Annotated in this window: 1 protein-coding gene; it reads left to right on the forward strand. The window is 61.1% G+C overall.

All coding sequences use genetic code 11. The features are described from left to right. The first annotated feature begins 43 nt into the window (after window positions 1–43). Complete coding sequence (locus HG421_RS19975; RefSeq protein WP_211161756.1) at window positions 44–13,447, forward strand: LysM peptidoglycan-binding domain-containing protein; 13,404 nt, start codon at window positions 44–46, stop codon at window positions 13,445–13,447. The last annotated feature ends 391 nt before the right edge of the window (window positions 13,448–13,838 follow it).

Consider the following 13,838-nt stretch of genomic DNA (forward strand, 5'->3'; position numbering starts at 1 on the left):
CGGCGCAAGAACGCCGACCGACAATCCATTAGGAGCTAAGGGCATGGTGGCAGTGTTTACGGGCAATGGACTGGGGCTGTTCGATAGCTCTCTGGCTGCCCTTGGGGCGACAACCGGTGGTGCCGCCTCGCTGGGTCAAGGACGTGACCGGCAATACGTCAACGTGGCCCAGGGCAATCTGGTACTCCAGGCGGCTGACGAGCACTTGAATTTTCGCGGTCTGTCGGTTGGATTGAACCGAACCTATAACAGTCTCGGGCAGCTATCGGATGTCGGAGCCGACGGTTGGCTGACAGGGTTCGAGCGCAAGGTCAGCCTGGTCGGCACCCTCAACGCCGCTGGCTCGCGCCTGCGCCTGCAGCAAGGCGACGGCAGCACTACCGAGTTCCAGTACGACACCACCACGCGCCGTTACCTGTCCACAGCCGGTACGGGTGCGCACGACACCCTCTCCTGGGATGGCGAATCCAAAACATGGACCCTCACCGAGGGGAGTACACGCCGCCAGGAAATCTTCGCCGACCATGCCGATGCGCTCGCGCAGGGACGATTGCTGCGCATCATCGCCGGAACGACCGATGGAAGCGCACCCGCCGCCTTCGATGTGGTGTACGACGTGGATGGCCGCATCGGCGCGGTTGTGCAGGCCGATGGAGCCAGTAACAGCGATGCGCTCGTGTTCTCGTACGACGCGCAAGGCCGCCTTGCATCGGTGGGTACGCGCCAGGCAGGCGTCATCCAGCATCAGATCGGGTATGAGTATGATCTCCAGGGGCGCTTGACCGCGGTCGTGACGGATCTGACGCCGCAGGACGATAGCGACAACGTCTGGAACACCACGGACCGCGCGGCCAACGATGGCCACCTGTTCCGTACCGAGTACAGCTATGTCGATGCGACCAGTCTGAAGATCGCATCCGTACGCCAGAGCGATGGCGTTGTTACCCGTTACACCTATCAAGGCGATGGACGTCTGGCAAGCGTCGCCTATGGTGAAGGCGCACAGGCGCAGGCCTATACGCTGACCTACGCCAGCGATCAGCGTCAGACCGACATCACCGATGCAGCAGGGCGCAGCTGGAGCTATCGCTTCGACGCCTCCGGCCAGTTGCTGGAAGTCCTCGCCCCGCCGCTGGGCGGCCAGCGCGACGTCACCAGCTACACCTACGACGCGTCGGGAAATCTGCTTTCGACCCGGCAGGTGCGTGGCAGTGCCGTGCTCACGCAGGTCATTTATATCTACGATGCCAGCGGTAACCTGCTACGCGAGACCAACAAGGCCGGCGAAGTCACGATTCGTGCGTATTCGGCGCAGAACCAGCTGCTTTCCGAAACCCGCTATCTCGCCGGCACGACCAATTTCAGCACCGCCGAGCCCCCCGTCGCGGGAGCGCTACGCACGCGCTACGTCTACGACAGCCAGGATCGTCTTCGCTTCGTCGTCGATGCAGAAGGCCGTGTGAGTGCGTTGGAGTATGCGAGCAGCGGCACAGGAATCGGTCAGTTGGCGAGCAGGCGCAGCTTTGCTGACGCAAGCTACGTCGGCACGGTCTATACCGAGGCAGCGCTGCAGGCCTGGTCGGCGCCCTTGCTCGCAGAGAGCGGCTTGGTGGAATACAGCTACGATCCGAATGGACGCCTGGCGCTCACGGTGGCCTTTGCCCAGGTCGATGCCAGCGGTGCAGGTGTGCGCGATCAAGCCACGCTGACCACATTGTCCACTTACGATGGCCAGGGATTGTTGCTGCGCAAGGCCACCGTGCGCGGCACCACGGACGCTCCGGTGCTGAGCGAGATCGTGGACTACTCCTATGATGGCATGGGCCGTCTACTGGGCACGGTGCAGAGCCCAGGAGCGGGCGCTGGCTCGACTGCTCCAGTAGACCCCGTAGATCCCGCAGATCCGGTTGATCCGCCAATTGCCCCGCCGCTAACCCGCACAACCACGTACCAGTATCTGGATAGTGCGGGACGCATTGCCATCGCGCAGACTGCTGGCGCAACGCAGATCCAGGTGCGAGACAGCGCAGGGCGGATCACGACGACGACGTTGGAAGATCCCACCAGCGTGGACGCCGCGCGCACGCAACGCTACATCTATGATGCTGCAGGCCTGCTGCGTGCATCCGAAGATGCGTTGGGTGGGCGTGTATACCAGTTCTACGATGAAAAGGGCCGGCTGGCGGCGCAAGTCGATGCCACGGGCACCGTCATCGGCTATAGCTACGACGGCGCGGACCGGGTGGTCGCCACCACGACGTACGCAAATCGCGTCACGACCTCAAACTGGCTGGTGGACGGAGCCGTGGTCCCGGCCATGGTGTCGCAGATCGGGCTGCAGACAGACAGCGTCAACGACCGCGTCGCCCGTCGTAGCTACGACGACGCAGGTCGGGTACTGACCGAGACCAGTGCGGTCGGTACGGTGACTCGCTATGCGTACGATGGCGTCGGGCGCCTGATCACCGCCACGATCGGCACCGGGGCCACGGCACGGGTGACACGTAACTTCTACGATGCTTCGGGCCTGCTCACAGCGACGCTGGATGCCGAAGGCTTCCTGGTCGAACGCGGCTACGACAAGGCGGGAAGGCTGATTCGCACCATCGCCTATGCAACAGCCACAACGGCTAGCCTGCGCGCCGCCGGCACGCTACAGCAGCTACGTCCAGCAGCCGCAGACGGGGATCAGACCACTCGCCTGTTCTATGACGGACTCGGGAATCTGGTCGGCCAGCTCGATCCGGAAGGCTACGTCACCGAGTACGTCTTTGACGAGGATGGCAATAGTCGTGCGACGTTGTCGTACTACAAGCAGGTACCGGAGGCGTCCCGCACGGGCGACTGGGCAAGCATTCGCGGGCAGGTTGCCGCGGTAGCGGATGAAGCTGCCTATCGGCAGCAGCGTCGGCAGTTCAATGGCATGGGTCAGCTGGAGACCGAGGTCTCCACTAGTGGTCTGGTGACGCGCTACACGTACGATGCGGCGGGTCGTCTGGCGCAGGCCATCAGTGAAGACCGCCGTACAAGCGAGTGGGGATGGGAGATCGTCAAGACGCGGGAAAATAACCGCTTCTATAACGCGTTTGGTGAGTTGGTCACTGAGCTCGATGGTGCTGGCTCGGAGAGACTGGTCGATGCGCAGTCAGAACAGGAGCGTCAGGAGCTGATTGCCCGTTACGCAACGCATTATCAGTACGATGCGCTGGGTCGCATGATCCGCAGCACCAATCCCAACGGGGTCGCGACATGGTTTGTCCATGATGCCGAGGGGCGCCTGCGCTACACCGCGCAGGGCATGTCCAGTGCGGAAGGCATCAAGAACGCACAGGCCGAAGTCACCGAGTGGCGTTACAACGCTTTTGGTGATCAGACGGAGCAGATCCGCTATGTCGGCCGCCTGCAGTTGGCCGTGCCCGACAGCCGTCAGAGCCTCCTGGATGCACTCGGTACACTATCTTTCACGGCCGCAAACGACGCGCGCCAACAATTTACCTATAACGCAAACGGTCAGGTCATCACGGCGACCGACACGCTCGGTGTACGCACGCTGCAGACCTACAACGTGTTTGGTCAACTGGAGCGGATCGAGCGCGCAGCCGGCACGCCGCGTGGCACGGTCACGACCTACAGCTACGATCGTCGCGGTCTGCAGTTGCAGACTGTGCAGGACGCTGGAACGCGACGGCTCAACTTGACGCAGAGCGTTCGCTACGACGCGTTTGGACGCGCCGTCAGCCAAACCGACGAGCGTGGTGGTATCAGTAGCTTTGCATACGACAGGAACGGCAGGCTCATCCAGACATCCCGCCAGGTAGGGGGGCGCGATGAAACCACGACCACTCGCTATGACGCGTTTGCGCGCGCGTTGGAGATTACCGACGCAACCGGCAACACAGCACGCTTCACCTACGACGATGCGGCGCTGGAAGTAAAGATGACATCCGCATTGGGTGTGGTCACCCGATCGCATTACACCAAGTTTGGCGAGCTGCGGCAGGTGGGTGGTGCCAAGCCGGCGAGTTACGACTACGACGCGAATGGCAGGCTGGCTTCCTGGCGAGATGGCTCAATTTACAAGAGTCGGGAATACGACGATGCCGGTAGGCTTATTTCTACCGAAGAAGGAGACAAGCACTTCGCTTATAAATATGACGATGCTGGACGGCAGGTCGAGAGTGTGGGGACGGACTGGGCCTATAATCCGGACGTCGGCTATAGTGAGCTCCTGCCGATCGACCCTCCGACCCGCTACACATATGATGCGCTGGGACGCCAGCTTCGCGTGGTGGATGCCAGGGGGACGATCACCGACTTCCGCTACGACCTTTCGGGTCAGTTGCTGGAATCGATCGTCGATCCAGGTGGACTTGCGATCAAGACCACATACGTTTGGGACGAACTCGGCCGGCAGATCTCTGTCGTCGAGGCGGCAGGCACGACCGCGGCGCGGACCACTCTCTACACCTACGACACCGCCGGCAGGCGTGTCAGGGAAGTAGTTGACCCGACCAAGCTCGCATTGACGACGACCTATACCTACGATGCCAACAGCAATCTCGTTGCGCGTCAGGATGCCGGCGGCAGCCTGACACGTTATACCTACGACGAAGCCAATCGTCTGAGGTTCCAGATCGATGGAATCGGCGCTGTCACTGAACGGCATTACGATGCGGCGGGTCGGGTCGTGGCGACGAGGACGTACGTTGAGCCAGTCACGCTAAGCAGCACTACGCTTCAGGCAACAAGCGCACAGGTGCAGGCATTGGTTGTGCGTAACGATGCGCGCGACCAACAACAGTATTTCGTCTTCAATGCCGACGGCCAGGTTTCGCTCACGATCGACGGTTCGGGTGCGACGTCTTCGTACCGGTACGATGCCAAGGGGCGCCAGGTCAAAACGACTCGGCACGTGTGGCCAATCGCACTAGATAGCACGAAGCGACTGGCCCTCGAGAGCGGTGAATCGAGCATGGACAGCGTCGAGGTAGAGCTGAACGGGCGCGATGCTGTCGAGTGGAAAGCCTACTACGCCAGTGGCGCCATCGCGGCGACAGTGGATGGTTCCGGTGCGGTCACGGAATTTTTCTACGATCGATCCGGATTACTCTCGGGGCGTAGAGACTATTCCCAGAGAATAGATCTCAATCAGTACACGAACCAAGATATCGATCAAAGCGTAAGCGAACGGCTCGATCTCGGCGAGTATGAGGCGGACGATACAGGCGGAGAATATACGGAGTCGACGCTCGGCCTGGCGAACGACCAGGATTACGCTTATCGCGAATTTGGATACATCCGCGACAGTGCAGGCCGGGTCATCTACGAGCTGCAAACAATCAACGAGTATCGCTTCGGTTATCGGGATAGCGGCAAGCTATCGGTGAAGCAATATGTATACACGGCTGCAGGCGATCTGTCGTCAGAAACGGTGTATGGAGTGGGCATCCGAGTGCCGGGCGACGGCGGCAAGCCGATTCTCGGGAATTCATGGATCGATGTCGGGCAGCGGCTGGAAAGCGAGTTGGCTGAGCTCGACCAGAACGAAAGCAGGCAAAGCCTGATCCGTACCCGCACTTATTACTACGATGCGGCAGGTCGGCAGCGCTTCGCGATCGACGCGAGCGGGGCAGTGACAGAGCAGAAGTACGATGCGATGGGCCGGGTTATCGACAAGCGCAGCTACGGCGCGCTGCTGACCAACGTACCGACCACCCTGGCCGAGGTCGAGTCCGGGGTCGCCACCGACACGAATTACCAGGGCGGCTTGTTCCGCTACGATGGCGCTGGCCGTGTGACTTCCCAGGTAGATCGATTGGGGAAGGTAGACGCCTTCGGTTATGACGGCGCGGGCCGCATGATTCGCCACCAGGACCGCAACGGTGCGGTGTGGACCTACACCTACGACGCTGCCGGCAACAAAACCGCGCAGGTCAGCCCAAGCGTTACGATCGCAGCGGCCGATGCTTCCGGCGTCGTCACCAGTACGCAGCGCAGCGTCGTCACACGGTATACCTACGACGGGCAGGGCAATGTCACCTCGATGATCGAGGATGCCGATGGTGGGCGGCCTCGCGTCACGAGCTATGAGTACGACAATCGCGGCAATCAGATCCGTACCATCTTTCCCGATGCTGGCCGTCTGGATGCGACTGGTCAGCTGATTGCATCCGGCGAGCGCGCGACCGTCGAAGTCACCTATGACGCGTTCGGCAACGCGATCATGCAGAAGGACGTGCGCGGCAGGTACAGCTACAAGGCCTACGACACTCAGGGAAGGCTGGCCTATGACGTGGATGCCGAAGGCTATGTCACCAGTTACGGGTATAACGCGTTCGGCGAGCAGTCGCGGCTGACGCGACACGTCTACAAGGCGGATATCCCCACCGATAGTCCCGCTGAGTATCCGGAAACGATCGATCGCTACCTGCAGTGGATGGACTCATCTGAGGATCGAACGGTCTATACGTTCTATGATCGCGCGGGCCGCAAGTCCAGTGTCGGCACGATGCCGCCTCCCGTGCCGCCAGCACTGACAAGAGCGTCCGGCGAGATGCAAGCAACCTACTGGGATCAAGAGCCAGTCGAGCGTGATCTGGACTGGAACGCCACTTCGCGAACAACGTTCTACTACGATGCGTTTGGAAATGTGAGGAAAGAAGTAGTTCTGCTCGACCGGGATCATTGGGGAACCTATACCGATCTCGGATATGGAACGTTCGCAATGACGTACCACGTCTACGATGCGAATGGTCGTGAAATCCGAAAGACGGATGCGGAGGGGTATGTCACCGCTTACGAGTACACGGCGACAGGTCAGCTCGCCAAGCAGACCGAGTATGCCTCACCGATCACGTGGGCAAATCCTGAGGACGTCAATTACATCAGTCCATCCGGTAATGATAGAAGCACGACTTACGCTTATGACGCACTGGGAAGGAAAGTCTCGGAAACGGTAACCCGTCGGGCGCAGGACAGATTCGGCGCCGAAAGTGTCGGCTCTGTGGTCAATACCTACGCCTACGACAGCGAGGGTCGCCTCACTCAGTCACGCATCAAAGACCAGATCGTCAGTATGGCCTACGATGCGCTAGGCCGTATGGTGCTGACACGAGAGGCTGTGCGCGGCGTAGTCAGCGCCACCGCGCCTGGGTTGCTGGCGAGCGGGCAGGTCTCCGGCATCGACGATCCAAAGCTGTACCAAGACGTGCTTCCGACCACCACGATGCGCTATGACGCGTTTGGCAACTTGGTCGAGCAATCCAGTGGCGCCGATGGTGCAGAGTGGGTCACCCAAACCTTCCGCTACGACTGGCAAGGCCGCAATGTCTGGCAACGCGATGTGCTGGGTAACGAACTGACGCGTACCTTCGACGCCGCCGACCGTGTTCTGGAAGAGCGACGCAAGGTCAACTATGCAACGTTCTCGCAGTCCGAGAGCGGCAAGTTCAGTTACACCTGGCAGGCGGCGGCGGAGCTGGGCGAGTGGGCATGGTTCAGCACGCGCTATAGCTACGACAACATCGGGCGCCAGCTCGGCAAGCAGTCGTTCCGCGAGAGCTTCGTCGGTAACCAGAGCTTGGGCGAGGTCGTCGAGGCCAGTGAGCGCGTGGGCTACAACGCGTTCGGCGAGATTGCTGTAAAGGACATGCATACCGCCGGTGCGGAAGTGGACCAGACGATCCAATATCAGTACGACGATCGTGGGAATGTCGTTTGGGCCAATGCCGATGGCGTAGCGCGACGCTTTACCTACGACGCTGGGAATCGCCAGATCTCCGAGTCGCATCAGGTGGATGGCTCCAACGGTGACTCCTGGGATGGCTGGTATGTACAAAATTCGCTTGAGCTTGATCGCCTTGGCCGAGTGCTCAGGCGCACGCGTATGGCTTACGGCCAGGATGGCAACGCGGCTGATACGGTTACCCAGCACACTTACGACCGCTGGGGTAACCAGACTTGGGTAAGGGATGCCAAGGGCAATGAAACCTCGTTTGCATACAACGACGCCAATCAGCTGATCTCGCAGACGGCGCCGGAGGTCAAAGTCGTATCGGCGGCCGGCGTGACGACCTACGAGCGCCCGGTGATGCGCTGGTTCTATGACGCAATGGGCCAGCTGGTGGGGACGCGAGATGCCAACGGCAACGGCCGTCGTTACCAGTACGACCCCCGCGGCCGGCTGCTGAGCGAAGAAGATGCCGCCGGCGGCATCAAGCGGTATCGCTACGACGCACTGGGTCGCCAGACACTCACGTCCGATGCAGATGGCACCATGACCCTCAAGCAGGTGGATGCTGCTGGGCGCGTGGTCTCCGTGTGGGCCGACAACGGCAATAAAGCCGATGGCAGCCGCAGCTGGCAGGAGATGGAACGTTATGTGCTGGACCAGGATGGCAATCGCCTGGTCAGCATCGACAGCAATGGCAAGGTGACCAAGGCCTCCTACGATAGTCAGGGCCGGATGATCCGTTCGGAGAGCGCCACCGGCGTGGTGGTGGAGTACGCCTACGATCTCCGCGGCAACAAAGTACGTGAGCGCAATGCACTGGCGCGATCCAACCGCGAGAATGCTGCAGAGGGCTGGAACTGGAGGGTCGATCGTGATGGCGAGCAAGTCTACTTCGATGAGAAGACCTGGAAGTACGATGCCTTCAATCATGTCATCGACCACAACGATCTGAGTGGTCTGGATTACGACTACATCTATAGCGGGAACTCGGGCCAGCTGCTGTCGGTATCGATCAGCAATCAGGAATGGAAACTTGCGGAATTCCGTGCATCGGCGCAGATGGAACAAGACCCCGAGTTCCCCGAAGAGCCGGGCGAGCCAGCCCCGCCGACGCCACCGCTGGTAGCGAGCCAACGCAACTACTTCTACAACGCCGATGGCCTGATCGCGCGTGTCGAAGAGCCGAGCACCTCTCGCGATCCCGCCACCGGCATGCGAAGGACCAACACCACCCGTTACGAGTACGACGCCAACGGCAACCGTACGCTGGAAGAAACCACCAGCTACGACGCCAACAACCAGTTGCTCCAGGTTGCCACCCGGACCAGTTACGACGCCCACAACCGCATCGAGCGGGTGATCCAGGACGATCTGGTGGCGCAGCGCCGCCTGCTGGATGTGCGCTATTCGTACGATGCTGTTGGCAACCGCCGTCTAGTTGAAATGGGCAGCGCCTTCAACCCGGCGGGCGAGCAGCCGTCCAATGCGAGCTTCGAGGACGGCAATCGCGGCTGGACGTCTGGCGAAGGCTGGGTGATCAGCCAGCGCGGCGCTGGCGGTGCGGCGAACACCGGCACCTGGGGCGCTGAGTTCAAGGGCTCCAACAAGGGGCCGCAAAGCATCACCAACAACAAGCGGGTGGCTGTATCGGCTGGTCAGACCATCACTGCCAGCGCCATGATCCAGCAGGGTGCTTCGGCGGCAGGTGCTGCTAACGCGCGCGTGCTGGTGATCTGGTACGACGCGGCTGGAAACATGTTGCCAGGTGGTGATGGCAAGTCCTGGACTGGGGGCAATCTCATCACCGGCGGCTCCAATGGTGAGTGGGGCAAGTCGCAAGTCACCACCACCGTACCACCGGGCGCTGCGTTCATGGCGATCGGAGGCAGTGCCATCAAGGGCGTCAACGCCAATTCGCTCTGGATGGACGATTTCCAATGGACCATTGGACCGATTCCTAACCCGGCCCCGATCAACGCCGGGATGGAGCAGGGCAGCACCAACTGGGACCTGGGCGAAGGCTGGACCATCGGTCGGGAAGGCGCGAATGGCGATGCGTTCACCGGCACCTTCAGCGCGCAGTTCAACGGCTCGAACAGCGGGCCCAAGAGCATCACCAACCAGGAGCGCGTACCGGTCGTGCCGGGCAAGAGTGTCACCGCCAGTGTGATGGTGCAGCAAGGCGCCTCGGATGCCGGCGACGCCTCCGCGCAGGTGCTGATCGTCTGGTACGACGCCGCTGGCAACATGCTGCCGGGTGGGCTGGGCTCTTCGTGGTCCTCGGGCAACGTGGTGGACAGCGGCTCCGGTGGCGCCTGGCACAAGTCCTCGGTCACCGCCACGGTGCCGCCGGGTGCGGCCTTCATGACCATCGGTGCCAGCGCCAACAAGCGCGCCGGCGGCGATCCGTTGTGGGTGGACGACTTCCAGTGGACCTATACGCCGGTCGAATCGGGCATCAAGGAGTTGCCGGTCGACAAGGCGTACTGGTTCGACTACGACAAGGAAAACCGCGTCACCGTCAGCAATGGTGTGCTGCAGGCCGGCAAGATCGTCATCGCCAACGACGACACCAGCTCGCTGCAGAGCTACGACAAGGACGGCAAGGTCACCCTGCGCCAGTCCTACGACAACGGGGTGCTCAAGCGCCAGCAGTTGTTCTACGACGACCAGGGCCGGGTGGTGCGCATCGTGCAGACGCTGCCGGACAACGTCACCCGTTTGCTGGAGACCAGCCGCTACGACGTCTCCGGGCGCCTGCTGGAGCGCCGCCAGTACGCCGATGACGGCTCGGCCAAGCGCATCGATGTCAGCAGCTACGACGCCGATGGCCGGCTGATCAGCCAGAGCGCCTACGGCATCCCGATGGGCGGGGTGTATCAGCCGGTGGACGAGGACGGCAACCCGCTGCCGCTGCCCGACGACGGGTTGGAAGGGCTGCAGCTGCTCAGCGTGGTCAACTACCAGGACGGCACGCCGGCCACCGGTTACGACGCGGCCGGCCGCCTGCGTGGCTACCGCTACTCGCTGGTGCGTAACGAGCAAGGCAGTGGCATGACCACGCCCGAAGGTTACACCCACACCTACCGCTACACCTACCAGGGCGCAGAGACCTACCTCACCCAACAGGTGACCGGCACCAGTACGCACCGCGATTTCAAGACCAGCAACAGCACCAGCACCTTTGACGCCTGGGGCAAGCTGCTGTCGGTGCGCGAGAACACGCCCGGTGGCAAGGTCGATGACCGGCTGCGGTATTTCACGATGGATGCGGAGGGCAACATCCTGCGCCGCACCGAGGGCACGTTCAAGAACGGCGTGTTCGAGCAGGACGATGCCGAGCGCCTGCGCACCGAGCAGTACGCGTTCGCCAATGGGCAATACGTGGCGGCGGGCCGCTTCGACGGCAAGACCGACGTGCTGGGGCAGATGAACGCCTATGCCAGCACCGACGTGGGCACCTACAAGGTGACGGTACAGGCCGGCGACACGCTACGCGGCCTGGCGCAACGGCTCTACGGCAACAGCAACCTGTGGTACGTGCTGGCCGAAGCCAACGCCATCGACGACGACAGCGGCCTGGTGGCCGGTGCGACGTTGAACGTGCCGGATGTCAAGGCCAATACCAACGACGCCACGACGTTCAAGCCGTTCAATGCCAGTGACGCGATCGGCTCGACGACGCCATCGCTGCCGTACATTCCCAAGCCGCCGGAAAGTGGGTGTGGCACGTTGGGGATGATCATCATGGTCGTCGTTGCGATTGTGGTGACGATCTATACGGCCGGTGCGGCATCCGGACTGGTAAGTGCGGCGGCTGCCGGTGCGACGACCGCCGCAGGCGGCACGATCGGCGCAACGATGGCGACCGGTGCCGCGGCGCTTGGTGGAACATTTGGTGCCACCGCAGCAGTGGTGGGCGGTGCAGCCGGCGCATTTGCCGGCAGTCTCGCCAGTCAAACCGTGGGCAGCGCAATGGGGCAGACCAGCTTCAGCTGGCGCAACGTGGCGGCCAGTACGGTGGCCGGCGCAGCGACGGCAGGGTTTGGCACATTGGTCAGCGGCGCACCGGCAGTGGTCGCCGCAGTCGCCACTGCGGCGGTGGGCAATGTCAGTAGCTATGTGGCCAACAAGCTTGTCGGCAACGAGGCGAGTTTCAGTTGGAAGAGCGTCGCCGCCAGCGCGGTAGCCGCAGGCATCACACAGCAATTGGCGCCGACGATCGCCCGCTCCATCGGTGTGGATGCAACGCAGTACGGGCAAGCCATCACCTCAGGCATTACCGGCGGCATCGTCAGTGCGCATGTACGGCAAGGCATCGTGGGAGGGGCGATCGACTATCAGGACGTGTTCGTAGACGCGTTCGGGAATGCGGTCAATGGTGCGTTGATGCAGCGTGGGCAGGCAGCCTTGGCTGCTAGGTTGCAAAGCGATGGCCCCTCGCTATTGGCATCGATTGGTGGTGCTGGCGCGTTGACCAACCCGAACTATCGGGCCGATTGGCTTTACGGCAATAGAGCTGCAAGCAGCCCAGCAGGCGCTGGTGCCGGTCTGGTGGAAATCGAGGCGATGCAACGCGTGGTCCGGGAGCGTAGCGGCCTGTTACCAACGAACCCCGTCGATGCGCAGGGCCAGCCGGTTGGCTACTACGTTCCGCGTAACGCCGATATCGATGACATCACTGGCAACCAGCTGATCCTTGATACGTTGGAGTACAATCGTGGATTGGCAGCACAAGGGATCTCCATGCCTGTGCTGTTGCCATCGGTCAATGCACCGTACGCAGATTGGGTGTCTGCAAATCACGAATTGCAGGAATGGATCTACGGCCAAGAATCGTCAGTGCTCTCCATCACTGATCCTGCCAATGCAATCGATGCAGTGCCGTGGTCGATCAATGAAGGCATGCAGAGCACACGTGCCGACATCAAGGACTACACCCTCAATGCACCCAATGCGGCAATGGCCGCAGTTGGTGCCGGCACGTATGCGGTAGTGAGTCTTGCAGGAACGCTGACCGAAGGTGTCACGAGTGGGATACGCCTTGCCACCAACACGCAGATGCGCAAGCAGGCGATTCTTGGCGCAGCGCATGCGGTGACTCACCCCGGCGAGACGGCACGAGCTGCGGCAAACGGCTGGATGAACATGTCCGACGAGCAGCGGCTGTTGACCGGCGGAAGCATGCTGGTCGGAATGGCGCCGGTCTCGCGGTTGGGTGCGTTGGCTGAGGCGAGAGGAACCGTGGGCGGCTTGTCTTCGCGGATTAATTCGTGGGAGGATTTGGGGGTTCCGAACAGCGCAGGCTTTACTGAGAGAGCCGCAAATTCAATGAATAGCTCCAACCTCGGTTTGGGTGTAGAAAAGGCATCTCCCGAGCTAATTGATAGTATTGCAAGTCGGCGCACTGTCGTTTTTGCCCAGGAAGGTAGCGAAGATATGGCTTATTTGGATTGGATGCAGGCAGAGGCAAATGTGGGTGGGCCGGACTACACGCATATTCTGCTCCGCAACGATCCGAGCAAGGCAGCCGTGTTAGAAGAGTTCCTGCACGGCACCCAATCGAGATTGGGTATCGTCGATCGACTTGGGCCGCAGGGATTTGGCAGTGCGGAAACTCACGTGAAAGACTTCATGATCCGCCATCAATCGATGCTTGGCTTGAGCAGTGAGGATGTTCAGATTCTTCGGCAGCTTCGAGACGCTGGTTTGTAATGGTGAAAGCGATGAAATTTGAAATGAAGGTCATGAATGTTTTTCGCCTATCAAACGGTCGAACGGTTCTGGCTGGGCTGATTGATGGGCACCCGGAATTGATTAGGTCATGCACATGTGAGCTTCAGTTGGACGGCGGAGTGCACCAAAGATTCGAATGTGAGGGCGAGCAAATCGTCAAAAAGCACTCGGAAAATGATCTGCGCGCGGTAGCCACAGTTGCCGATGTCTCATTGACATCAGAAGACGCGAAGTCTGGCAATTGGATGCTCGTTTGCGTTGGATAGCTAAACGCCTGCCTTGCGTGGGCGTTGTTCCTTATGATGGCTTTCGGCTTATCGGCGGAGTGTTCCGTGGCTATCGTTGATGATCTATGTGTTAGACGTGACCT

It is taken from the genome of Xanthomonas campestris pv. badrii (genome assembly GCF_012848175.1).
Lineage (GTDB): Bacteria > Pseudomonadota > Gammaproteobacteria > Xanthomonadales > Xanthomonadaceae > Xanthomonas > Xanthomonas campestris_C.

What these genes read in the sequence shown, in the direction of transcription:
- HG421_RS19975 (WP_211161756.1), top strand. Translation starts at nt 44, where the DNA reads ATGGTGGCAGTGTTTACGGGCAATGGACTGGGGCTGTTCGATAGCTCT.